Origin of the sequence: Bacillus sp. FSL R5-0512, assembly GCF_038593295.1 — a bacterium.
In the GTDB taxonomy this organism is placed as follows: Bacteria; Bacillota; Bacilli; order Bacillales; family Bacillaceae; genus Bacillus; species Bacillus safensis.
This window is the reverse complement of record NZ_CP151982.1, coordinates 420,147-444,651: the sequence shown is the minus strand read 5'-3', so window position 1 is coordinate 444,651 and position 24,505 is coordinate 420,147. Positions and strand designations below refer to the sequence as shown.

Annotated in this window: 21 protein-coding genes; 8 read left to right on the top strand and 13 right to left on the bottom strand. The window is 43.3% G+C overall.

Annotated features, from left to right (window positions below):
- The first annotated feature begins 33 nt into the window (after nucleotides 1-33).
- Complete coding sequence (locus NSQ25_RS02125; RefSeq protein WP_326136055.1) at nucleotides 34-1,410, top strand: aspartate kinase; 1,377 nt, start codon at nucleotides 34-36, stop codon at nucleotides 1,408-1,410.
- A gap of 163 nt (nucleotides 1,411-1,573) precedes the next feature.
- Nucleotides 1,574-2,419: a GAF domain-containing protein gene (locus tag NSQ25_RS02120; RefSeq protein ID WP_034283782.1), complete on the top strand. Its 846-nt coding sequence runs from the start codon at nucleotides 1,574-1,576 to the stop codon at nucleotides 2,417-2,419.
- A gap of 259 nt (nucleotides 2,420-2,678) precedes the next feature.
- On the opposite strand, the gene NSQ25_RS02115 is transcribed toward NSQ25_RS02120, so the two are convergent.
- The 8 genes from NSQ25_RS02115 to NSQ25_RS02080 all read right to left on the bottom strand — a co-directional run bounded on the left by NSQ25_RS02115 (nucleotide 2,679) and on the right by NSQ25_RS02080 (nucleotide 11,297).
- Complete coding sequence (locus NSQ25_RS02115) at nucleotides 2,679-4,013, bottom strand: MmgE/PrpD family protein (protein ID WP_326136057.1); 1,335 nt, start codon at nucleotides 4,011-4,013, stop codon at nucleotides 2,679-2,681.
- Nucleotides 4,004-5,161, bottom strand: a complete 1,158-nt coding sequence (locus NSQ25_RS02110; RefSeq protein WP_061110645.1) for an amidohydrolase — start codon at nucleotides 5,159-5,161, stop codon at nucleotides 4,004-4,006. Before NSQ25_RS02110 ends, NSQ25_RS02115 begins: the two co-directional genes overlap by 10 nt.
- Before the next feature lie 34 nt (nucleotides 5,162-5,195).
- On the bottom strand, nucleotides 5,196-5,942 hold the full coding sequence (locus tag NSQ25_RS02105) for an amino acid ABC transporter ATP-binding protein (RefSeq protein ID WP_025093644.1): 747 nt from the start codon (nucleotides 5,940-5,942) through the stop codon (nucleotides 5,196-5,198).
- Nucleotides 5,943-5,954: 12 nt separating this feature from the next.
- Complete coding sequence (locus tag NSQ25_RS02100; protein ID WP_024427305.1) at nucleotides 5,955-6,629, bottom strand: amino acid ABC transporter permease; 675 nt, start codon at nucleotides 6,627-6,629, stop codon at nucleotides 5,955-5,957.
- A gap of 24 nt (nucleotides 6,630-6,653) precedes the next feature.
- The gene (locus NSQ25_RS02095) at nucleotides 6,654-7,445 is read right to left on the bottom strand and encodes an amino acid ABC transporter substrate-binding protein (RefSeq protein WP_034283775.1); all 792 of its coding nucleotides are present in this window, start codon (nucleotides 7,443-7,445) and stop codon (nucleotides 6,654-6,656) included.
- Nucleotides 7,446-7,466: 21 nt separating this feature from the next.
- On the bottom strand, nucleotides 7,467-7,970 hold the full coding sequence (locus NSQ25_RS02090) for a GNAT family N-acetyltransferase (protein WP_024427303.1): 504 nt from the start codon (nucleotides 7,968-7,970) through the stop codon (nucleotides 7,467-7,469).
- A gap of 17 nt (nucleotides 7,971-7,987) precedes the next feature.
- Nucleotides 7,988-9,313 carry an LLM class flavin-dependent oxidoreductase gene (locus NSQ25_RS02085; protein ID WP_034283773.1) on the bottom strand — a complete coding sequence of 442 codons (1,326 nt, stop codon included), beginning with the start codon at nucleotides 9,311-9,313 and terminating at the stop codon, nucleotides 7,988-7,990.
- A 196-nt stretch (nucleotides 9,314-9,509) separates the two neighbouring features.
- Nucleotides 9,510-11,297 carry a right-handed parallel beta-helix repeat-containing protein gene (locus NSQ25_RS02080; protein WP_326136059.1) on the bottom strand — a complete coding sequence of 596 codons (1,788 nt, stop codon included), beginning with the start codon at nucleotides 11,295-11,297 and terminating at the stop codon, nucleotides 9,510-9,512.
- A gap of 263 nt (nucleotides 11,298-11,560) precedes the next feature.
- Here NSQ25_RS02080 and NSQ25_RS02075 point away from each other — a divergent pair, with 263 nt between their 5' ends.
- Nucleotides 11,561-13,054 carry a peptide MFS transporter gene (locus NSQ25_RS02075; RefSeq protein ID WP_034283771.1) on the top strand — a complete coding sequence of 498 codons (1,494 nt, stop codon included), beginning with the start codon at nucleotides 11,561-11,563 and terminating at the stop codon, nucleotides 13,052-13,054.
- Nucleotides 13,055-13,100: 46 nt separating this feature from the next.
- Here NSQ25_RS02075 and NSQ25_RS02070 read toward each other — a convergent pair whose 3' ends face one another.
- Nucleotides 13,101-14,492 (bottom strand): amino acid permease, encoded by a 1,392-nt coding sequence (locus NSQ25_RS02070; protein ID WP_252050496.1) that lies wholly within the window; start codon nucleotides 14,490-14,492, stop codon nucleotides 13,101-13,103.
- A gap of 343 nt (nucleotides 14,493-14,835) precedes the next feature.
- Nucleotides 14,836-15,450, bottom strand: a complete 615-nt coding sequence (locus tag NSQ25_RS02065; RefSeq protein WP_326136061.1) for a dienelactone hydrolase family protein — start codon at nucleotides 15,448-15,450, stop codon at nucleotides 14,836-14,838.
- Nucleotides 15,451-15,763: 313 nt separating this feature from the next.
- Here NSQ25_RS02065 and tcyA point away from each other — a divergent pair, with 313 nt between their 5' ends.
- Genes tcyA through NSQ25_RS02050 form a run of 3 tightly spaced genes read left to right on the top strand, consistent with a single transcriptional unit; the run spans nucleotide 15,764 to nucleotide 18,014 of the window.
- Nucleotides 15,764-16,579: a cystine ABC transporter substrate-binding lipoprotein TcyA gene (gene tcyA, locus NSQ25_RS02060; RefSeq protein ID WP_142946756.1), complete on the top strand. Its 816-nt coding sequence runs from the start codon at nucleotides 15,764-15,766 to the stop codon at nucleotides 16,577-16,579.
- Nucleotides 16,566-17,258, top strand: coding sequence for an amino acid ABC transporter permease (locus NSQ25_RS02055; protein WP_024427294.1), 693 nt, complete (start codon nucleotides 16,566-16,568; stop codon nucleotides 17,256-17,258). The genes tcyA and NSQ25_RS02055 overlap by 14 nt, the downstream gene beginning before the upstream one ends.
- 12 nt (nucleotides 17,259-17,270) lie before the next feature.
- Entirely contained in the window at nucleotides 17,271-18,014 is a 744-nt protein-coding gene (locus NSQ25_RS02050) for an amino acid ABC transporter ATP-binding protein (protein WP_101677046.1), read from the top strand.
- 40 nt (nucleotides 18,015-18,054) lie between these two features.
- Here the strand turns inward: NSQ25_RS02050 and NSQ25_RS02045 are convergent, their stop codons facing one another.
- From NSQ25_RS02045 to NSQ25_RS02035, 3 genes are all read right to left on the bottom strand, one after another.
- Nucleotides 18,055-18,339, bottom strand: a complete 285-nt coding sequence (locus NSQ25_RS02045; protein WP_034283768.1) for an AbrB/MazE/SpoVT family DNA-binding domain-containing protein — start codon at nucleotides 18,337-18,339, stop codon at nucleotides 18,055-18,057.
- A 106-nt stretch (nucleotides 18,340-18,445) separates the two neighbouring features.
- Nucleotides 18,446-19,006 carry a class D sortase gene (locus NSQ25_RS02040; RefSeq protein WP_034283766.1) on the bottom strand — a complete coding sequence of 187 codons (561 nt, stop codon included), beginning with the start codon at nucleotides 19,004-19,006 and terminating at the stop codon, nucleotides 18,446-18,448.
- Nucleotides 19,007-19,012: 6 nt separating this feature from the next.
- Nucleotides 19,013-22,615 carry an isopeptide-forming domain-containing fimbrial protein gene (locus tag NSQ25_RS02035; protein ID WP_326136064.1) on the bottom strand — a complete coding sequence of 1,201 codons (3,603 nt, stop codon included), beginning with the start codon at nucleotides 22,613-22,615 and terminating at the stop codon, nucleotides 19,013-19,015.
- A 545-nt stretch (nucleotides 22,616-23,160) separates the two neighbouring features.
- On the opposite strand from NSQ25_RS02035, the gene NSQ25_RS02030 reads away from it, so the two are divergent.
- Both NSQ25_RS02030 and NSQ25_RS02025 read left to right on the top strand, forming a co-directional pair.
- Nucleotides 23,161-23,805 carry a YitT family protein gene (locus NSQ25_RS02030; RefSeq protein ID WP_061110376.1) on the top strand — a complete coding sequence of 215 codons (645 nt, stop codon included), beginning with the start codon at nucleotides 23,161-23,163 and terminating at the stop codon, nucleotides 23,803-23,805.
- Nucleotides 23,806-23,887: 82 nt separating this feature from the next.
- Entirely contained in the window at nucleotides 23,888-24,475 is a 588-nt protein-coding gene (locus NSQ25_RS02025; protein ID WP_342497913.1) for a hypothetical protein, read from the top strand.
- Nucleotides 24,476-24,505 lie beyond the last annotated feature (30 nt).

The window sequence follows — 24,505 nt, the reverse complement described above, 5'->3', positions numbered from 1 at the left end:
GTGAGAAAATTTTTACTATAGGAGATGTATGCATTGAAGGTCGTTAAATTTGGTGGCAGTTCACTTGCATCTGGCAAGCAGCTGCAAAAGGTATTTGACATTGTAACAGCAGATCCAGCTCGAAAAGCAGTCGTTGTTTCCGCACCAGGAAAACGGCATTCAACGGATATGAAGGTCACCGATCTATTAATTAGCTGCGGCGAACAATATTTACGTTTAGGCGAAGCACATGATTTAAAGGAAGCAGTCATCGAGAGGTATGCCTCAATAGCGGATGAACTCGGATTAGGTCAAGACATTATCGATACCATCAGGCAAGATCTAGACACATTATTACAGGCTGATTCATCCCGCCCTGAGTGCTATCTTGATGCCATTAAAGCAAGCGGTGAAGACAATAACGCTAAGCTCATTGCCGCCTATTTCCGCCACCAGGGTGTTGAAGCTCATTATGTGAATCCAAAGGAAGCTGGTTTGTTTGTGAGCGATGAGCCTGGCCAAGCGCAAGTTCTGCCGGAGTCTTATGATCATTTGTATAAATTAAGAGAGCGCTCTGGCATTATTATATTCCCTGGCTTTTTTGGCTTTAGTCTCGCGGGAGACATCGTCACCTTTTCGCGAAGCGGATCCGATATTACCGGCTCCATTTTGGCGAACGGTTTGAAGGCAGATGTATATGAAAACTTTACAGATGTCGATGCTGTCTATGCCGTCAATCCAACGATTGTTCATGAACCGAAAGAGATTACAGAGCTGACATACCGGGAAATGCGCGAGCTGTCCTATGCTGGTTTTTCTGTGTTCCATGATGAAGCACTTATTCCTGCCTTCCGTGCAGGTATTCCAGTTCAGATTAAAAACACCAACAACCCGTCGGCAAAAGGGACAAAAATCGTAAATCAGCGGGACCATACAAATGGACCTGTTGTTGGAATCGCCTCAGACAATGGATTTTGCAGCATTTACATTAGTAAATATTTGATGAACAGAGAAGTCGGTTTTGGACGTAAGGTGCTGCAAACATTAGAGGAATACGGGCTTACGTATGAGCACGTACCTTCTGGCATTGATGATATGACCATTATTTTACGGCAGGATCAGCTGGAGGAGCAGCATATTGAAGAGGAGCTGCTAGACCGCTTGAAGCTCGTGCTTGATGCAGATGAGGTCGTTTTAGAGCGAAATCTCTCGCTGATTATGGTTGTAGGAGAAGCGATGCGTCATAATGTTGGCACAACAGCAAGAGCGGCAAAGGCGCTGTCAAAAGCGAAGGTCAATATTGAAATGATCAATCAAGGCTCTTCAGAGGTCAGCATGATGTTTGGCGTCAAAGCGGCGCAAGAAAAAGAAGCTGTCCAAGCCTTGTATGAGGAATTTTTCTCTATGTCTACTGTCCCTGTCTCTCTTTAATCAGCAGGCTGCCAGATCTTTGGATCGGCAGTCTTTTTCATCTCGACGATCAGAGTGTTTTTGCGCATTAAAGTGTATCTATTTCTTGTTTGATTTTGTATGATAGAGACACATCAACTATACGTTCCGGCCTATGTTCGGAGCTACAAGGAGTCCTAAAACAATGCCTCGTCAACAACTATTAAAACAGTTTCGCAATTTTCATGATGCTTCTACTAGTATTTTAAACATGATGAGTCAATTCATTGATGTGAATACACTGTTTATTGCTAAAAATGATCAAAACACCAATCAGATTGTAAAGGTGCTAAATCATGACGAGCAGCTTCTTGAAGAAGGAGAAGAACTTCCTTATGAAAAAACATTTTGCAAGCTGGCGGTCGATCATCAGGATACACTTGTGATCCCTGACATTTCGAGGGATGACCGTTCTAAATACTTAGAGGTCACGAAACACCTTCAAAGCGGCTCGTTTATTGGGGTTCCCATTGATTTTACAGATGGGACGAACTACGGGACGATTTGCGGACTTGATTTGAGGCCGAAGCAGTTCACAGAAGAGCATGTATATATGTTTGAAACGATGGCTTCTTTATTAAGCTACGTTCTCGAACTAGACCGTGCTAACCGGCAGATTAAGCAATTGTCTGTACCGATCGTACCTGTTGTTGATGGTGTCGCCGTGCTTCCTCTGCTTGGTGATATCGAAGAGACACGTGCTCAGCATATTTTGGAAACCATTTTACAGGAAAGCTACAGGCTGTCGCTCTCTCATTTGGTCATTGATGTATCGGGAACTAAAAGCCTGAATGAACAAAGCATTCAATATTTGGTCAGCTATGCACAAACACTGAGACTTTTAGGAATTTCGGCAGTTTTAACGGGCATTAAGCAAGACCTTGCTTTAAGTGCGATTCAATCCAATATATCGTTTAAAGACATCACCATCCGGAAAGACTTACCGCAGGCACTTGCTCATATTGGATTGACGTTTACCAAGAATGAATAAGTTGTGATTTTGTGACTCCATAAAGAAAGGCTCATCTCAATGGATGAGCCTCAGATTAATGACAAAGAGCTAAAATGATCTCTATTTTAGCTCTTTGTCTTCTTTTCAGCGTGATAGAAAACCTTTGCAGTCTAGGAAGGACGAGTACCGGAGCGGAGCGAATGAAACATTCGTGAGCACCGGCACGCAGGACTGACAACGAATGCGAGGGTTTGTCTACACGCTGAGGCTCATCCCGATGGATGAGCCTCATTCGTGATCATACCAAAAGCTGCAAAAAGGAAGAATCGTTCCCCTCTTCTACTGCCTGCCGCATAAGCTGGGCATGAGAATCGTCTGTCACACTGTTTAATTTTTTCATGATATCATCTGTCGATAGCGCGTGTCCGGGTGCTCCCTGCGGAACATCAACACGTTTGCTGATGGTGGTTCCGTCAGATAAGGTGAGCTTCACAATCGTAAAGCGTCCTTTTGGAACAGCATCGGGATGAGGTTCTATCGTTTGATCATATCCTCTGCTCACCCGCTTCATCCATGTCCGCATGTCTGATGGAATGGTTTTTTTCGTAAAGGCATCCAGCGTAAGCGTCTGTCCAAACACCGCCAGTGCGATGACGTATTCGACACTGAATCGTCCTTCCTCTCCAGTCAAAGGTGTCTGCTCAATAAGCGCTGCATCTCCGCCTGGCGGGAATATGACATCGACCTGATTCACCTGCTCCGGCAAGAAAGCCCGCTCTTTCGTTAAGGATTGGATCGCCTCTGCTGCATGGTGGGCTGCTGAGCAGAATGGATATACTTTGAACCACAGCCCCGGTGAAACGATACGCCATGTAAAACCATAGCCCTCTAGTAAACGGCTTTCCGCAAGTTCCAGATCTCCATAGAGTGAAAAGAAACCAAGTGCGCCATCAAGAACCGAGTCATTCCCGCCAAAACCTGAACAAGCTAAGTCCATAGACCAAACGGCTGTTTTAGCAGCTAAGCCGGCTTGTAATGGTTTCATATCAGAGCCAAATTGCTTCCGCATTCCGGCTGATTGCGCTCCGGCAAAGCCGATTGCTTTCATCAGTTCTTCTCGTGTGACCTGCTTCAAATAACCAATCGCACATACTGCCGCAATGGCTCCGAGTGTTCCTGTATTATGCCAGCCCCGCTCATAATGCGCCTTGCCGATGGATTCGCCAAGTCTTGCCATCACTTCAACACCAGTGATATAGGCAGCTAAAAACCGCTCGCCATACCCTTTGCCGTCTGTCAGCTGTGATAGCAGCGCCGGAATGATGACCGCACTTGGATGTCCTCTCACATCTGAGTGCACATCATCATAATCAAGGGCATGGATGAGGTAGCCGTTCAGCATCGCTGCGGATTGGCGGCTCACCTTCTTTCCTTGTCCAATGACAGGAATCTGAGCGGTTCCGCCTTCCTGTTCAACAAGCTGCATCAGCTTCTGAATCCCTTCATCCTCTTTCGCAGCAAGCGCTGATGCCGCAGCGTCTAACAGTGCATTTCTCGCCATTTGAATGGCCCGTTCATCTTGAAGCGGATCAGCAGAAAGCACTGCTTCTGCCAGTTGTTTTGTTAATTCCATGATCGAGACTCCAATGCCCGAACGGCAAGCTCAGCAAAGAAGGCAGCGGAAACTGGAAGTGCGTCTTCATTTAATGTAAACGCAGGGTGATGCCACTCCCTTGTACCACTAGTCCCCATCCATACAAAAAAGCCTGGAATGCGTTCTTGATAAAGGGCAAAATCTTCTCCGCCCGGTGACTGCTCTGCCTGCACAACATGTAAGTCAAGCGAGCCAGCCGTTTCTTCAACCACCTTTGTCAGACGCTCATCATTCATGACAGAAGGCAAATAAGGATGCCATCTTACTTCAGCCTCTGCTCCAAATCCTTCTGCAATTCCGCTGACGATTTGTTTCATAAGCTCCGGAATCATCGCTCTTACTTCAGGCTCAAACGTCCGAACGGTTCCTTCCATCTCAACACGGTCGGGTATGACATTCCATGATGTACCGCCTTGGATGCGTGTGATACTGACAACCGCATGATGCAAGGAGCTGATGCGGCGGCTGACGATTTGCTGAAGGGCGCTTGTGATCTGCCCGCTGATGGCAATGGGGTCTACCGTGTGATTTGGAATACCGGCGTGGCCACCCGTTCCTTTAATATCGATTTCAAACCGGTCCACACTCGCCATCAATGCTTTTTCTCTAACGCCAATCGTGCCAACTGGCAGGTCAGGTTTGTTGTGCATACCGAAAATTGCATCGACTCCATCTAAAACGCCTGCCTCTATGACGTGTTTCGCCCCTTGAGCAACTTCCTCAGCCGGCTGGAACAAAATACGGACCGTTCCTTTGATCTCGTGTTTCCGCTCTTTTAATAAAAGAGCCGCACCAAAAATAGAAGCTGTATGGAAATCATGACCGCATGCATGCATTTTACCCGGTACCTTTGAAGAAAATGGTTCGCCAGATGCTTCTTCAATCGGAAGTGCATCAATATCGGCTCTCAGAGCAATCGTCGGTCCCTCTTGTTCTCCCTTGATTTCACAGACAGCACCTGTTTGAAGTGCCGGGATATCAAGCACAGTAATCCCTTCCTCTTCTAACCAGCGGCGCAGTTTCTTTGTCGTTTCATATTCTTCAAACGCCAGCTCTGGATGCTCATGAAGCGCTCGGCGAATATGAATCAAACGTTTGTTTAAATCTTCATTTCCTATTGATTTCACTAGACACTCACCCCTCTAAAGAATAAAAAGCAGCTTATGCTTCTTCAGCCGCTGCTTCTTTTTGGATAAATCGTTTCGTCCGTTCATTCTTCGTTTCATCAAATAGCTCAGTTGGCGTCCCCTGCTCGATAATATGACCATCCGCCATGAAAATCACATGGTCTGCCACTTCTCTTGCAAACGCCATTTCATGTGTGACGATGATCATCGTTGTTTCTTGGATCGCAATGGATTTAATGACTTGAAGCACACCTGAAACAAGCTCTGGATCAAGCGCTGACGTTGGTTCATCCAGCAAAATCGCATGTGGATCAACTGCTAACGCGCGGGCAATCCCAATCCGCTGCTGCTGTCCGCCAGATAACGTGACTGGATAGCTGTCAGCCTTTTGTTCTAACCCTACCTGCTTCAGCAGTTTCATACCGATTTCATTCGCCTGCTGCTTCGTCATTTTTTTCGTCACAAGCAATGATTCTGTTATGTTTTGCAGTGCTGTCTTGTTTTTAAATAAATTATAGTTTTGAAACACCATGGCCGTTTGTTGACGCAGGTGATGGGCTTCTTTACGTGAATATTTGGACGCATCGAGCCTCGCATCGCCAATTTCAATCGTGCCTTCATCAGGCGTTTCTAATAAATTTAAACAGCGCAACAAAGTGGATTTACCGGAGCCAGAAGGTCCGATAATGGCCACAACCTGCCCTTTTTTCACGTCGAGATTGATTCCGTCTAAGACGACAAGGTCGCCGAATGATTTCTTCAAATTGGTGAGCTTGATCATGTCCACACCTCCTTAATTCCGGTAAGGTTTGCTGATTTTTCGTTCAAACAGGTCCTGCAGGAAGCTATAAATGATCGTCATCACCCAATACACGATCCCTACGGCTAAATAGGTTTCAAAGTATTTATAGTTCGCCGATGCAATCATCTTCCCTTGTGCAAACATTTCTGCCACACCAATCGTAAAGGCAAGAGATGTTTCTTTTAAAAGACCGATAAAGGTATTCCCCGTCGCTGGAATTGCATTTCTGATGGCCTGCGGGAAAATAATTCTAACGTAAGACTGCCATCTTGTCATACCGACAGATAAGCATGCCTCCAGCTGCCCTTCATCCACTGAGTTCAGAGCTGCTCTGAAAATTTCTGCTAAGTATGCCGAGTTTTTAATACTTAATCCGATAATGACCGCTGTTAAAGCATCCATTGAGGTCATCGCAGGGAATAGCTGCGGGAGACCAAAATAAATGAGAAAGAGCTGAACCAAGGTTGGAACCGCTCTGAAGAAAGAAATATACAGCTTGGCAAATTGGTATAAAACAGGTATCCGGTTTTTCGTAATGAGAGCGAATACCACACCAATAATAATGGCAAATACCATGGAGACAATCGCCATGAAGATCGTTATCGGCAAGTATTGAAGCAATGTCGGAAACACCGTCACCATATACTGCCAATCAATTTTGTTCATGTCTGCTCTTCACCGCCGCTGTCTTTATTTTTTAATTGGCACTGTGACATCGTCTTTGAAGTATTTCTCAGACAATTTCTTAAGTGTCCCGTCTTCTCTTAATTCTTTGATGGCTTTGTTAAATTCTTCTCTTAGTTTGTCATGCTTTTTATCTTTCGCAAATGGGTAGCCTACTTCTTCATATACAATTGGGTTGCCTACGATTTTCAGCGGCAGACCTGTTTTTTCAATTTGAGCAAGTAATACACTTCGTCCGTTGACATAAGCATCTACGCGGCCATTTGCCACTTCATTTAATACGCCGTCTTGCGTTTCATATGTTTTAATCTTAATTTTCTTGTCCGGGTCTTTGCTCTCTAAGTTTTTAGCATGGTTAGAGCCAAGAACCGCCGCCACTGTTTTTCCTTTTAAATCGTCAAGACCTTTGATGTCGTTGTTGTCTTTTTTCACGATGATTTGTGTTCCTGCGTAAGCGTACGTATCTGTAAAGTTAAATGTTTGTTTACGCTCGTCTGTGATGGCAACTTGGTTTGACACTGTATCGAGCTTACCAGACGTCAGCTGTCCCATCAGTCCGCTGAATTCACTCAGCTGCCAGTCTAGTTTGTAGCCAAGCTTTTTCGCAATGGCTTCTGTTACTTCAACATCGAATCCGACAAGCTTGCCATTGTCTTTATAAGCAAACGGATAGCTTTGTCCTGTAGCGCCTACTTTTAACACTTTTTCGTCTTTGCCTTCACTCTGATTGCCGCCGCAAGCTGCTAAAACTGCCAGCATTGCTGCAAATAGAACGACTAGCCACTTTTTGTTTTTCATGTTTGTAAACCCTTCTTCCTCTTATGGTTGTGTGATATCTGATCTTAATTGTTTTTTGAAATAAACCGTGATATGACCTTTGCCTAAATCTTTTTCTCCTGCTCTGACATAGCCTTTACGCTCATACATCTCTATCAGCCATGGATGCTTATCAGCTGTACCGAGCGACACGTACGGCACCTTCAGTGTATCCCTTAGCACTTCGGTTTCCACCCATTCCAGCAAGGCTGAGCCTGTGCCTTTTTTGGCGGCTGGTTCTGAGGCAAACCACCAGATATGAGGGACGCCGAACGGTCCTGGCTGCTCTCCCCAAGGCATACGGAGTGATAAGGTGGATAGAAGCTCTCCGTTTTCTTCCATCACATAGCAAAGATTCTTTTGTACATTTTTCTGAACGAGAGCGAAATCGGCATGTGCTGCTTGGAACTGGATGCCTAGCTCACGAATTGGCTCGTATGCTCTTGTTGTCAGTTCAAGCAGCGCCTCTATATCTGCCTCTGTTGCCAGACGAAACGTGTATCCCAACGTTAGTCACCTCACCCTTATGTCGTGTAGCGATTTTTTGGCTCTGTTAATCCAAGATTTTCTCGTAAGGTTTGTCCTGTGTAATCGGTTTTGAATAAGCCTCGCTCCTGAAGGATTGGGACGACGCGGTCTACGAACACATCCAGCCCTTCTGGCAAGAGCGGCGGCATGACATTAAAGCCGTCTGCTGCTTCTTCACGAAGCCATGTTTCCATCACATCTGCCAGCTGCTGCGGCGTTCCAATGAAAATATTATGACCGCGTGAGCCGGCAACCGATTGATAAAGCTGGCGAATGGTCAGGTTATCCTTTCTCGCCATATTCATCACGAGATCAAAACGGCTTTTCACCGCATTTGACGTGCTCGGATCAATCTCTGGAAGCGGTCCGTCTAAAGGATACTGAGACAGATCAATCCCGCCTAAGTAATTTTGCAGAATGCTCAGTCCAATCTCAGGAACAATCAGCTCCTGTAATTCTTCATATTTCGCTTGGGCTTCTTCCTCTGTATCAGCAATGATTGGAAAGATACCCGGCATGATGCTGACGTCCTCTCTAGCACGGCCAGCAGCCTCTACTTTCCCCTTCAAGCTTTGATAAAATTCCTTCGCTTTATCGAGATCGTTTTGTGCAGTGAAAATGAGCTCTGCTGTTTTTGCTGCAAGCTTTTGGCCATCTTCAGAAGATCCTGCTTGAATGATCACGGGCTGCCCTTGCGGCGTGCGTGATACGTTGAGAGGACCTCTTACTGAGAAGAACTCACCTTTGTGCTGGAGCTCATGAAGCTTACTAGATTCGAAGAATTCTCCCGTTTCCTTGTTTCTGACAAGGGCGTCTTCCTCCCAAGAATCCCAGAGACCTTTGACGACCTCGACGAACTCTTCTGCCCGCTCATATCGTTTATGGTGTGCTAAATGCTCTTCTCCGCTAAAATTTTTCGCTGTTTCTTCAATAGAAGATGTGACCACATTCCATGCCGCTCTTCCGCCTGATAAATGATCAAGGGAGGCAAACTGCCTTGCAATATGGAAAGGCTCACTGTATGTAGTGGAAGCTGTTGCTGCTAAACCAATGGTTGAAGTAGACTCAGCAATAGATGAAAGCAGCGTGAGCGGTTCAAATCTTGTTAATACGTTCGGATGAGAGGTTTGATTAATGGATAAACTGTCGGCTAAAAAGAGCAAATCCAGCTTTCCTTCCTCTGCCTTTTTCGCTAATTGTTTAAAATAATCTAGATTCATGGCTGCGTCTGGTACTGCATTCGGATGTCTCCAAGAGGCAACGTGATGTCCAGTTCCTGCGATGAATACGCCTAGCTTGAGCTTCCTTTTCGGCTGTGACACTTGTTCTTCATCCTTTCTATATCCTAAATGTATCAAACCGAAGTCCTTAGATACATTTTTCTGATTGAATTAATCGGTTTTATTAATAAAAAAAAGGGCAAATGTTGCGAAAAATGAAAAATAATTATTACTATATGCCCTTTTTACAGGATTGTCAACCGCCTTCTGAACCTCCAAAATAAGGGATTTCAAACACTCATGACGGTGTATCAATCTCAATATTTCCGATGAGCCTGTCTGTGGTATGTGTCACCAGTTGACTACGCTCCAGCATGTTGTGAGCGATGACAGAATGAGTGGAATTGGCGGTGCGGACGGCAATTGCTTTTTGAGGAGAAATATTGATGATGTTATTGCGCAGCACACGGGCTGAGGCGGCCTGGTCAATAAAGATCGCCGTCGGCTGTCCAATCGATCGATTTAAATAGAAACGGTTATCTCCAATTTGTGGTGAACCATTTTTAATATACATCACCACATATAAGGATGTTTCTTCAAAGGAATTATCTTTAATCTCTAATGCCCCCGTCGTGCTGCTGTATACAGCGTAGTTTTGATAGTGCTTAAAGCGATTATGCCAAATGAAAGCCTTTGCATTTCCAGTGACACTGATCGTATACGAAGACCCAAGCTCTGGATGTCCTTCTTGAATAAAGTGGTTGCCGTTGAGCCCAGCTTCCCCTTCCTGCACCCAGATTCCTCTGCTGAATTCTTTGAATTGATTGTGCTGGATCAGGATATTCGTTCCTCTCACCACGGCCGCATCGATAACAGAGTAGACCGTATTGTTTGAAAAGACGACACTATCCGATTGATAGATACGCAGCGAGGCGCTTCTTTTTCCGGTATTCGTTCCTGATTCAATATGGTTTCCTTCTATTAGAATACGATTCGCCATATAAACGGACACAGCCGCATCTTCAAAAAGACTAATCTTATTGCCTGTAATGTGAACGCTGTCTCCTCTCACATCAATTCCTTTTTCAAACCCCTCAATCATATTGCCAATAATCATTACATTGTTTTCCGTTTGGCCAAGTGAGACGCCTAAGCTCGTAATCCCTGCTTTTGTCACACCTCCTCCTACTGCACGAATCAAATTGTTGGCAATGATCGTTTCGGTGGAGAAGCCATAGGAGATACTGCTATCTGTATGATTGCCTTCAATGATCACACCATAGCCGTTAAAGTTATAGATGGAGCTTGCAGCACCTCCTCTGACGATGTTGTTGCGAATCTGAATATTCAGAGGCTCCTCCATATTAACGGCATTTTCTCCATAGCCTTCAATATCTATGCCCATTCTTGGCTCGACCCCATTTACTCCTGCTCTTTCCAAGAGACAATCCTCCACAATAACCCCATCACAGCCTGTAATCGAAATGTTGTTTCGTCTCGAATCTGTGATGGTGCAGCCAGAAATATCAATAGATGCAGCAGGCGAGTATGGTTCACCCTCTGTCAACAAACCGTGGGGACTGACAATGATGCCGTCTCCCGTACAATTTTTTATTTGGACATGATTGACCTCTACATGTGAGGCACCTTCAATACATATCCCAAAGCCCCATTCATGGGTTTTTCGTTCAGCGGGGAGCGGCTTGTATACATGCTCATGACGATCCCCTTCAATACGCCCGCCTCGGATGGTCACATGCTGAACCTTTCCTATATAAAAGGCTGCATACCCCCATGAATCATTTGGTTTTACCTTTATTACAGCGTCTGACGCCATCTCAATGCATATATGACTTGGCACCCGTATACCCGCACCTCGAAAAGGAAAAAATGAATCACCTCTGTACACCGCATCGATTAAATACGTGCCGCTCGGCAGCCAGACATGGGAATACCCCTGTGCTTTTGTCCATTCTAAACATTCATTAATCTTAGCTGTACAATCCGTTTTCCCATCAGCAATTACGCCAAAATCTAGTACATTGACAACAGGTTTTTTTAGATCAGCTTCATTCAATTCCCCCAACCTAAATCACTCCTTTTCACACATGTTCTCTCGTCATCCTATGCATGTGTCAAAGGTTTGCTTGTACATTACTTCAAATTTTAAATAAATTCTTTTGAAATAACTTTCAGATAATTTTCACTTCAATGAATTTTTCATTTTTTTGAGTCTTTACGCCTATTGAACTAACATTTTCCTGTTTTAGAATAGTTTTATATTGACACAAGAACTATACAAGAATATCATTTTTCTCATATCTCTTTTTTTAAGAAAGGATCTATGCCATGTCTACAATTGACCACGATAAAATTGTTAAAAGTGTTCCTCAAAAAGGGTTTTTTGGACATCCTAAAGGACTTTACACACTGTTTTTCACTGAATTTTGGGAGCGTTTCTCCTATTATGGCATGCGTGCACTGCTTATTTATTATATGTACACAGAGGTGACAAAAGGCGGTCTAGGCTTTGACCAGACGACAGCCAATTCGATCATGTCTGTCTACGGTGCGCTTGTCTATATGTCAGGAGTGATTGGCGGATGGCTCGCCGACCGGGTATTTGGATCATCCAGTACGGTCTTTTATGGCGGAGTTTTCATTATGCTTGGCCACGTGATTTTGGCTTTGCCAAGCGGAGCAACAGCGCTCTTTATTAGTATGGGACTGATTATTATCGGGACAGGTCTTCTCAAGCCAAACGTTTCAAACATTGTTGGCGACCTGTATACAAAAACAGACCCGCGCAGGGACTCTGGATTTAGTATTTTCTACATGGGGATCAATATGGGTGGCTTTATCTCCCCATTAATTGTCGGAACACTCGGTCAAAAAGTGAATTTCCACCTCGGGTTCTCACTTGCTGCCGTTGGGATGCTTGTTGGACTCATTACATTTGTGGTCACAAAAAAACCGAACCTTGGTCTTGCCGGCACGTATGTGACCAATCCATTATCAGCTGCCGAACGTAAGAACTTCAAAATTTACGGTTCATTGGTTGTGATTTTGCTTGCGATTTTTGCTGTCATTGGCATTCAAACAGGCGCACTCACAATTAATCTATTCACTTGGTTTGTCAGTGCCCTTGGTGTACTCATTCCAATTGTTTATTTCATTGTCATGTATTTCAGTAAAAAGACGAGCGCAGTGGAGCAATCCAGGGTTCTCGCTTATATTCCATTGTTCCTTGCTGCCGTGATGTTCTGGGCGATTCAAGAACAGGGCTCAAACATTTTAGCAACATATGCAGATCAACGAACAAACTTGAATTTCCTTGGGATGACACTAGCGTCTTCATGGTTCCAATCATTGAACCCAATCTTTATTGTGCTGCTGTCTCCAGTGTTTGCTTGGTTATGGGTCAGACTTGGGAAGAAACAGCCGTCTACCCCGATTAAATTCTCACTCGGTCTTTTGTTTGCAGGGTTATCCTTCATCATCATGATCATTCCTGCATACATGTCCGGTCCGAACACACTTGTGAGCCCATTATGGCTCGTTCTGAGCTTCTTCCTCGTCGTGATCGGAGAGCTCTGCTTATCACCAGTTGGACTGTCAGCGACAACAAAGCTGGCCCCTGCTGCCTTCTCAGCGCAAACGATGAGCCTTTGGTTCCTTTCAAATGCAATGGCACAGGCGATCAATGCGCAAGTAGTCAAACTGTTTGATAAAGTGCCGGAAACCGTCTATTTCGGTATCATCGGATTCCTTGCCATCGTTTTATGCGGTGTGATGCTATTACTGACACCAGTGATTAAGAAAGCGATGAAAGGCGTTCATTGAATTAAAAAAAGAAGCCTCCCGATTGGGTTGGCTTCTTTTTGATGGTTTAAAACCGGATCTCGTCATCTCCATGGATTTGCAGATTCAGCGGCTCACTTTGTGCCTGATGCTTTTTCACATAGCGGTGATAGACAACATATCCAATGATCATAAGCGGTACGCCGACATATAGCCCGATGCGCTGCTCTTGATCAAAGGCAAGACTGATCAATACGATGGTATTCAGTGTAATTGCAATGATCGGCAGCACCGGATAAAGAGGCGTTTTAAATTTTAAGTTTTCCAGCTTTCCGCCTGCTTTCAAGTATTTTCTACGGAAAAGCAGCTGTGATAATGTAATCGTGATCCAGCCTGTCTGGGCACTCATGCCGGCAATGGACACGATCCAGGCAAATACCGTTTTCTCAGCAAAGAACCCGGATAACAGCGAAATCCCTGTAAATAGGAAGGTGAGCAGTAAGGCATTCATCGGAATACCGCGCTGATTGACGCGTCTAAATGCTTTTCCTGCCATTCCTTCCTTCGATAAGGAATACAGCATTCTTGTTGATGCATACAAGCCAGAGTTCGCAACAGATAATAAAGCAATGATAATGACAAAGTTCATGATGTCTGCCGCAAAAGGAATGCCCGTTCTCTCAAACACAGTAACAAATGGGCTTTGCAGCACACTAGCTTCCTTCCAAGGCACCATACCCGCTAAAACAAAAATAGATAAGACGAAAAAGACAAGTGTACGCCATACGGTCTGATGGATCGAACGGGGAACGGTTTTCTCAGGGTTTTCACTTTCCCCTGCCGCAATCCCGATCAGCTCTGTTCCTTGAAATGAAAAATTCACTGTAATCATCGTAACCACAACAGCAAGCAGGCCATTTGGAAACAGCCCGTCATTCACAAAATGGCTGAAGTAAGGGGCGGGTTCACCGCTCGTTGTATCAATAAACCCAAACATCGCCGCTCCGCCTACACCAATAAAGAGTAAAATTGCAATAATCTTAATGGTAGAAAAGAAAAATTCCGACTCCCCGAACGCTTTTGCTGACCGGGCATTTAATAAGAAAAGACAGAGTCCGAATACGAGACACCAAATCCACACATCCACTTGCGGGAGCCAGCGCCTCATCAGCTGCCCTGCTGATAAGAACTCAAGGGCAACCGTTGCTGCCCAGCCGAGCCAATAAATCCAGCCGACAGCAAAACCCGCTGCCGGGCTGACAAATTTCGTCGCATACGTATGAAACGACCCCGACACAGGAAGTGCAACAGACAGCTCCCCAAGACACAGCATGGTTAAATACATGATCAATCCGCCCACAATATATGAAAGAACGGCTCCGACCGGTCCTGCTTGTCCAATCGTATAGCCCGTTCCTAAGAAAAAGCCTGTCCCAATGACACCGCCAAGTGAAATCATAAATAAATGGCGGGAGGTCATCGCCCTTTTCAATTGTTCAGGCTGATTTTGTCCAACATCCACAATGATGCCCTCCTTCTTCTAAGATGCTCTGTTATCAAAACATGTCTCCATGTGATTCATTCCATTTTCAAAACAACCTACTAATTATACATCTTTTATAATAAATATGCTTCCTTCTATGGTCACTGTCTCAAAGTCTTTATTTTAGTAATGTTCGCACAACTATGTGGTGGATAGGATGCCATATATCTAAAATATTGCACAAAAAAACCAGCATGAAACTTTATCGTTGCACACTGGTTTCGTTTCATTCTTTTCGAGTCTCATTTTAGACAGTTCTTATGATCACTTTTGTCACAAGTCATTCTGCTTTTAGCAAACACACTTTGATAAATTCATTTATTTCCTGAAAGCAGCGATTTTTAGATTCAGCGTGAAAAGCCGCAGAATAAGGATTGGCGAATCCATGCTCTCCCTCTACTATTGTCACGCAAAGCTTTTTCTTTTTCTCCAAAACACTCGCAATCTCCCTGGGATGAAAGGATGCTTCGATCTCCGGGAAAAATAACAGCGTTTTGCAGGCGGGCGCAAGATCGACGTCATCTCTGATCCTTGAACCATAAAATCCAATAACTCCTCTAAACAGCTGATCATTTTGGCTGCATCGCCAGGCAATTGTTGCCCCCACACTAAAACCTAGCAGAAATATATCTATCGCGGCATTCTTCGTCTTTAACTCTTTTGCCAGATTCAGTACACTCTTTACCGGCTTATCAAAACCAACTTTATTCATAAAGTAGTCGTAAGCCTCATTTTCACTGACATAAGGGAAGTGCTTCGCCTGTCCCAATAAATGAGGACAATAAACCTCAAATCCAGCTTTGTCGAAATAATGGATCATACTCTTCATATGATCATTTATTCCGTATATTTCGTGTATTAAGATCATGACAGGTTTTTGTTTCGATGTATGCAAATGTTCACACTTCCCTTTTGTTTCTTAGAAGTCAATTGAATCGATTGGAAAATTTCGTTGGGATGATCATAGCATATTTTACCCGAATCGTTTATCTAACTTTCCACCAATCAAATCATCTTAATCATCTTGAACTTGTGTATGGTTTTATTCACCTTTTAACTTGGGTATAGTTCTATCGTTTGTCCGTTCGACCGTTTGAGGGCATAAAGTTGGTGAGATTCGCTCAAGCTAGTTTCAAATGCTTTACTTTTAGGTTGCTTCTCTGTAAGATCATATGTTGTAAATACCAACAAGAAAAGTGGGGAATAAAATGAAAAAAATGTTCTTTGCCATTATGTTAGGCGTTTGTGTTGCATTGATCACGGCATGTGGATCTGGTGCAAGCGACAACGCGAATAAACAATCTGGGTCTAAGGAATCAGGCGACCTTTGGAAATCCATTCAGGATAAAGGTGTATTAACCATCGGAACTGAGGGTACTTATGCTCCTTTCACCTTCCATGACAAAAAGACAGATAAATTAACTGGCTATGATGTAGAAGTCATCACAGAAGTAGCAAAACGTCTTGACTTAAAACCTGAATTCAAAGAAACACAATGGGACAGTATGTTTGCTGGACTGAATGCAAAACGTTTTGACGTGGTAGCGAACCAAGTTGGGAAAACTGGACGTGAAAATCAATACGATTTCTCTGATAAATATACGACATCTCAAGCTATTGTTGTGACAAAATCAGATAACAACGACATCAAGAAACTATCTGATGTCAAAGGCAAAAAAGCAGCACAATCATTAACAAGTAACTACAATAAACTAGCAACAGATGCTGGCGCTAAGATTGAAGGCGTTGAAGGTCTTGCACAATCCATTCAATTGATTCAGCAAGGACGTGCTGATCTGACGTTCAATGACAAATTGGCTGTATTGAATTACTTGAAAACAAGCGGTAACAAAAACCTAAAAGTTGCATTTGAAACAGGAGATCCTCAAGAAACGTATTTCGCATTCAGAAAAGGCAGCGGCGAAGTCGTTGACAAAGTGAATGGCGCATTAAAAGAAATGAAAAAAGACGGTACACTCGCTAAGATTTCTAAGAAATGGTTTGGTGAAGATGTTACAAAATAACATCCTAGGAGTCGTCATTCCTTGGGATCTTCTTCAGCAATCTTTTTGGCCAATGGTGATGCAGGGGATTTATTATACAATTCCCCTCGCCATCATTGCCTTTATTATTGGTATTTTTATCGCGCTTGTGACAGCTCTTGCTAGAATGTCTAAAATGAAAGCCCTCAGATGGATTTTCTCCATCTATGTGTCGGCCGTTCGCGGAACGCCGCTTTTTGTGCAATTGTTTATTATTTTCTATTTCTTTCCGACATTTAATATCACACTGGATCCATATCCAAGTGCCATTATTGCTTTTTCATTAAACGTAGGTGCGTATGCGTCGGAAATTATCCGTGCATCCGTCCTGTCTGTTCCAAAAGGGCAATGGGAAGCAGGTTATTCCATTGGGATGACACATCGCAAAACGCTCGTCCGCGTGATTTTACCGCAGGCTGTGCGTGTATCGATTCCACCGCTCTCTAATTCATTTATTAGTTTGGTGAAGGATACATCCCTTGCCTCCCAAATTCTCGTGGCAGAGATGTTCCGTAAATCACAGGAGATTGCTGCGGCGAACTTGGATCAGATCTTGTTTATTTATATGGAAGCAGCCCTCATCTATTGGGTATTCTGCTTCATTCTATCGCTCGTTCAGCATCAAATTGAAAAACGACTTGATCGATATGTCGCAAGGTAAGGAGGGAACGACATGCTAACAGTCAAAGGCTTAAAGAAATCCTTTGGTGAAAATGAGATTTTAAAGTCGATTGATTTTTCGATCAACAAAGGGCAGGTTGTGGCCATCCTCGGTCCATCTGGTTCAGGAAAAACAACGATGCTTCGCTGTTTAAATGCACTTGAAATACCAAATGGCGGCTCCTTTACCTTCGATGATTTCTCGATTGATTTTACGAAAAAAAATAAATCAGCTGATCTGCTGAAGCTACGCCGGAAATCAGGAATGGTGTTTCAGGATTATCACCTGTTTCCTCACCGTACAGTGCTTGAAAATGTGATGGAAGGCCCTGTACAAGTGCAGCGCCGTCCAAAGGAAACGGTTCGAAAAGAAGCCATTCAGCTCTTGCAAAAGGTCGGTCTGGAAGATAAAAAGGATCTGTATCCATTCCAGCTCTCAGGCGGTCAAAAGCAGCGTGTCGGGATTGCCCGTGCACTTGCCATTCAGCCAGAGCTCATGCTTTTTGATGAACCTACCTCTGCGCTTGACCCTGAGCTAGTCGGAGAAGTCTTAAAGGTCATGAAGGATCTAGCGAAGGAAGGCTGGACCATGGCGGTTGTCACACATGAAATCAAGTTTGCCCAAGAAGTAGCAGACGAAGTGATTTTTATTGATGGCGGCGTCATCGTCGAACAAGGTCCTCCAGAGGAAATCTTCAAACGACCAAAGGAAGAACGAACAAAACAATTCTTAAACCGGATTTTGAATCCAGTATGATGAAAAAAGGCTGTTCTCACGTGGTGAGGACAGCCTTTTTTTATATCTCTTTTTGCAGGCGAAGCGCCAGTAAATCCTGCAGGAGCAGTCTCGCTCCCTCTGGACTGATGACCACCCCGCCGGATAGCACCTTATTGGAGTTTGTCACTTCCCCTGTGACGATACAAGGTTTGTCCTGCCAATATGGCTTCATCACAATTTGGTCTTCTTCTCGATAAATCTCCATAAAATCTTGCGGAAGAATTTTTAGCCGTTTTCTTATATCTGTCGGAAGAACAATTCTTCCAAAGTTATCTATATATCTTACATAGTCTTGATTTAACAAATTGACCCCCCTCCTGCATCTCTAGATATAGGCAATTCCCTCTTTATCAAGGAATGAAGTACTTTAATCGGTTAGTGAAAGGATAAGTTGCAGGCTGATCCAGTGGTTAAACACGCTTTCCATATATGATATATCTGTTTGGTGCAGGACCAATGAAAGAAAAAGGATAGCATGTTGTCAGGACAAGTTCTTCCTTTTCCTGTTGTAGTGTAATAATACTTTGATCATCTTTTTTTACAATCTTTGTTTTCTCAATTTCATAGGTAAACCGACCGTATGAAAGCTCAATGACGAGTTGATCCCCTTTCACAAGTTCTCCTGTTCGTCTAAACACAGTATCACGATGCCCAGATAAAACGATTTGTCCCTGTTCATTTGGTAAATTGCTCTCATGATAATGACCAACACCCTTTGCCAAGTCCTCTGCTTCTGTTCCTTCTACAATTGGTAACTCAGCGTTTAACTTTGGAATGTGTAAGAGTCCAATGGTTTCACCAGCCTTTGGAACAAAAGGGGAATCCGTTTCCCCCTTTTGCTGAATAGCTGCTTGTGCAGACTGGAAAGATTGATCTACTTGCCTTTGTCCATCAACGATCCTTATATATCCTATGATCACAAGACAAATACCTGCTGTAATCAATAGAGTTGAGATGATTTTTTGAACCATGGACGATTATCCGTTTCTTTTTCTTCTTTTCCATACAATAAGGGATGCACCTATTAATACAAGGGCAAATCCTGCTAGTAAAAGGTTGTACATTGCTGTTGCAGTATTTGGAAGATGATGACCAGGTGTATCCTGTTGTGGCTCAGAAGGTTGATCTGGATTTGCTGGGACTTCTGGCACATTTGGTGGTTCTACTGTCGTTGAGTTTTCAGGTTTGTCAGGCTCATCTACATTCTCACCCTTCACGACTCCGATATTTTGAATGGTTTTCCCTTCAGATCCTTTGGCAGCCTTCGCTTCAAAGGTCACGGTATGCCAGTCGGTATCTTTGATATCGCCGAATTGAGCGGTGACTGTGCCTTTTGTGTAATCTCCGTTATCGTCATCTTTTGCATCTGTGACGGCTTGTCCATCTACTTTTAGTGAACCTTCGACATATTCAAGACCTTCTGGCAGTTTATCTGCGATCACTAAGTCTTTGATGACACTGTCTTCTACACTATTTTTTGTTTTGATCGTGTAAAGCAGGGTGTCGCCTACTTGTACTTCTTTTTCATCGGTATTGCCTTCTGCTTTTTGAGAGATTTCTGATGTTTTTTCTGATTCAAGCTTTGGATCTCTTGGATCAATGTTTGTTTCGGTTGTTGGTTCGTCTGGCGGCGTGTTTTCACCTGTTACTTTCGCTGTGTTTTGAATGCTTTTACCTGATTGGCCTTTAGCGACCTTCGCTTCAAAGGTCACTGTATGCCAGTCCGTATCTTTGATATCGCCAAATTGACCGGTCACCGTACCTTTTGTGTAGTCTCCCTTGTCGTCATCTTTTGCATCTGTGACAGCTTGATCATCTACTTTTAGTGAACCTTCAACATATTGAAGACCTTCTGGCAGTTCATCAGAAATCACGAGATTGTTGACGATGCTGTCTTCTTCAAGATTCTTTGTTTTGATTGTATAAAGAAGGGTATCGCCTACCTGTGGTGTCTTTTTATCTTTGTTGCCTTCTGCCTTTTTCTGAATACTTGCAGCCTTTTCAGATGCTAGTTTTGGTTCACGAGGATAAATTTCTGTTTTCGTTGTTGGATCATCTGGCGGCGTGTTTTCGCCAGTTACTTCAGCTGTGTTTTGAATGTCTTGACCAGCCTGTCCCTTTTCAACTGTCACTTCAAACGTCACAGTATGCCAGTCCGTGTCCTTCACATCACCAAAAGAACCTGTAACCTTTCCATCTGTGTAGTCACCGCTATCGTCGTCTTTCACATCTGTGACAGATTCCCCATCAATTTGAAGGGACCCGGTGACATACTTCAACCCTTTTGGTAATTGATCTGAAATCACTAGATTTTCAACAAGACTGTCTTCTACCGTGTTTTTTGTTTTAATTGTATAAAGCAGGGTATCGCCTACTTCTGGGTGTTTCTCATCTTTGTTACCTTCTGCTTTTTTCTGCAAAACCGCTGATTTTTCTGATTCAAGCTTTGGATCACGCGGATAGATTTCTGTTTTTGTTGTTGGCTTATCTGGCGGTGTGTTGCCGCCTGTGACATTGGCTGTATTTTGAATGTCTTTGCCTGATTGTCCTTTTTCAACCGTCACTTCAAACGTCACGGTATGCCAATCTGTATCCTTAATGTCGCCAAATTGTCCTGAGATGGTTCCGTTTGTAAAGTCTCCGTTATCGTCATCCTTTGCGTCTGTGACTGCATCTCCATTCACCTGAAGTGAATTCGGTACATATGCCAATCCTTCCGGCAGTTCATCTGAGATCACTAAGTTTTCAACGAGACTGTCTTCTATCGTATTCTTTGTTTTAATTGTATAAAGCAGGGTATCGCCTACTTCTGGATGCTTCTCATCTGTGTTACCTTCTGCTTTTTTCTGTAAAACTGCTGATTTTTCAGAAGTCAGCTTTGGGTTACGCGGATAGATTTCTGTTTTTGTTGTCGGCTCGTCTGGCGGTGTGTTGCCGCTTGTGACATTAGCTATATTTTGAATATCTTTGCCTGCCTGACCTTTGTCAACCGACACTTCAAACGTCACTGTATGCCATTTCGCATCTTTCACTTCACCGAACGTCCCAGTGACAGTTCCGTCTGTCATATCCCCGTTGTCATCATCTTTTACATCTGTGACTGGATTTCCATCTACCTGAAGTGAATTTGGTACAAATGATAACCCTTGAGGTAACTTGTCAGAAATCACAAGATCTTCAATGACGCTGTCTTCAATCGCATTACGGGCTTGAATGGTATACAGTAATGTGTCGCCTACTTCTGGATGCTTCTCATCTGTGTTACTTTCTGCTTTTTTCTGTAAGACCGCTGATTTTTTTGATTCAAGCTTTGGGTCACGCGGGTAAATTTCTATGTTTGTTGTTGGTTCATCCGGAGGTGCGTTTTCCCCTTTGACATTCGCGGTATTTTGAATATCTTTGCCTGCCTGACCTTTGCCTACCGTCGCTTCAAATGTCACTGTGTGCCAATCGGTATCTTTCACGTCACCTATTTGACCTGAAACAGTGCCGTTTGTATAATCACCTTTGTCTTGATCTTTTGCATCTGTTACGCTCGTTCCATCCACCTTAAGAGACCCTGAAACATACGTTAAGCTGCTTGGCAGCTTATCTGATATAATCAGATTTTTGACAATACCATATTGCACAGTATTTTTTGCTTTAATAGTATAAAGTAACGTGTCGCCTACTTCTGGATGCTTCTCATCTGTGTTGCCCTCTGCTTTTTTCTGTAAGACAACTGATTTTTCTGATTCAAGCTCTGGAGGATATGGATCAAATTCTGGCTTTACTCGTGAAGCTAAGTCGTAAGATAATGAATCACCTACAGTGCCCATATATGTTGTACTTAAAGTTTTCGCATCAAGTGTAAAAAGAGTTGAATGGCCAATGGAGTCATTTAACCCTGACTGTAATAGCATTTGTCCATTGGGCAAAAAGCTAATCCCCCGAACGCCTCCGTCAATCGTTTTACCATCTGCATTTTTAATCGGAATGACACGAATGACTTCTGCTGTATCAGGGTTCATTTGCGCAATGGCCCCACTGCCATTTGATGCGAACCAAAGATAGCCGTCCTTATCAACGACAAGATCTCCGCCAACGCCAGACCCGATGTCATATCCGACAATTTTTTTAGACGATTTTTGACCCGTAGCTAAATCGTATGTTCCAAGGAAATACTCACCATTAGAAGCATAAGAATAGATATATTTATCTTGATACACAACGGCATTAGAAGCACCTTCTGGTAATTGGGTTACGCTCTCTGCTTGCCCTGATGTCGCATTTATTTTATATAGAGTAGGGGTCGTGCTATTTGCAGTTGCATACACAACATTTTCTCGATCACTTACAGCAACACCATTCACTGCACCCATATCGATTCCTTTCACCTCTACACTAGCTTTTACATTTGTTGGATTATTTCCATCGAGCTGCTGAAGAACCAGTGGCCTACTCCCAATAATATAAGAATCCGTGTTATTGACAACAACCGTCCCAGCGGCTTTCGTAACAGCTGGTGAGACCGTTAATAGATTTCCAACGATCAGCACCAATATAAGAAATAATTGACTCGTTCTTTTTAATAAGTTCATTCTTTGACCTCCCCTTTTTCTCGCTTCATATCGTAATGGTATGTACCAGTTCACCTCCCACACTTTGGTAAAGAATATCAGTAACATTTCAAATGCCTCAACATGACTAAATGACTATTTTCGACAAAAATAGTCATTTAGTAACATACACTTCTCGACGTTTGATTCTCCTATGTTTTTTCCAATAAAATAACCTTTTTTATCGTATACCTCCGCATTTCCCTTTTCCTCCAAACAGGTCTAATGACATGATTTATATACAATCTCTTCTATTTAAAGATAATTATTCTTTAATTGGTGCAGATTATTTTTTTGGGAAAATATATTGAATTATTTTCTTTTTCTCTTAAAATGCGGAAATTAATGGCTTCTTTTGCTAAAAAAAACAATCCGAAAGTCTTGCTGCCTGTTTTGATGTTTTGACCCTTACAATTCGACAAAATTCTTTTTTTGAAGTAAGCGATTACAATTGAGCAAAGCCATTTAAAGGGGAGTGAGAGTATGTTACGATGGAAATCGAGTGTTTAAGAAAGAAGGGAAAGCTTTTGAAGCGGGAACATCTTTTACGTTGGTTTTTTTATTTTGTTGGATTGATCGTATTAGCTTTTGGACTATCGCTGACAGTGAAAGGAAAGATTCTTGGGATTGGTCCTTGGGACGCTTTCCACTACGGACTGTTTCAGCATTTTGGACTCACGATTGGACAGTGGTCCATCATTATTGGTGCACTCATTGTGACACTGACTTCTGTTTTTACGAAATCATTTCCAAAGGTCGGCGCATTACTGAACATGGTGCTGATTGGTATGTTTATAGATTTCTTTAATGCGGTATTGCCTGCACCACACGGGTATTTACCCGCTTTATATGTGTTTATTACGGGCGTTGTGGTTTCAGGGTATGGTGTTGGCATTTATGTCTCAGCGAATCTTGGCGCCGGGCCAAGGGATTCATTAATGCTGCTCATCTCAGCGAAAACAGGATTGAACGTGCAGTGGGTGCGAAATGGCATTGAGTTAACAGTGCTTTTATTTGCATGGATGCTCGGTGGACCGATTGGCGTTGGAACGATTTTGACTGCGATCTTCACAGGTCTTGTCCTTCGTTTCTCCTTGCCGCAATCAACACGGCTCCTGCAGCTGCTCATTACAAAAACAGCAGAAAAACCTGTTCAAACCCTTACAAGATGAAAGCAAGCCATTCTATAATTAGAATGGCTTTTCTTGTGCTAAAATAAATAAACAGAATATTCACATACTGGAGATGAGACCTATGCAGCTTTTCCACTATCATTACTGGACACCATTTGTTGAAGAGACAGAACAAACATATCGTTCGCTAGGCTTTGAGGTTAAAGGCCGTTTCACAAAGGATGGCTCCTATCATCCCCCGCTGACATGGGATGATTTTAGAGAAGAGCAGCCGACTTTTCGAATCATCGAAATGAGAAAAGGACAGATCAATATCACATTTGGCTATAGCAAAAAAGTCCTTTTTGATCACATCGGCTTTCTTGTCTCAGACGAAAAATATGATCAACTGCTTGCACAAGCTAAAGAACTAAACTGGCCAATCCAAGCTGGGGAACGGAGAACGTTTCTTTCGACACCTCTTCGTTTAAGGCTTGAATTACAGCGCCGTACAGATGTCATTGAAACTGGAACCAATGCGCTGCATGCTATGACAATTGCTGTTCCTGATTTGTCACAGACACCTAAAGTCGATCAGCTGCTATCACCTTTGCATCAGCCCATTCACTGGCAAAAAGGAGAACGGCTTTCCCTGCTTGACGTGATCATGACGGATGTTGATGCAGTTGATACAACTGATCCGAATGGTGTTCACATCGTAAATCGTTAATGGACCCTTTTGCACGCCGCTCTCCAATGG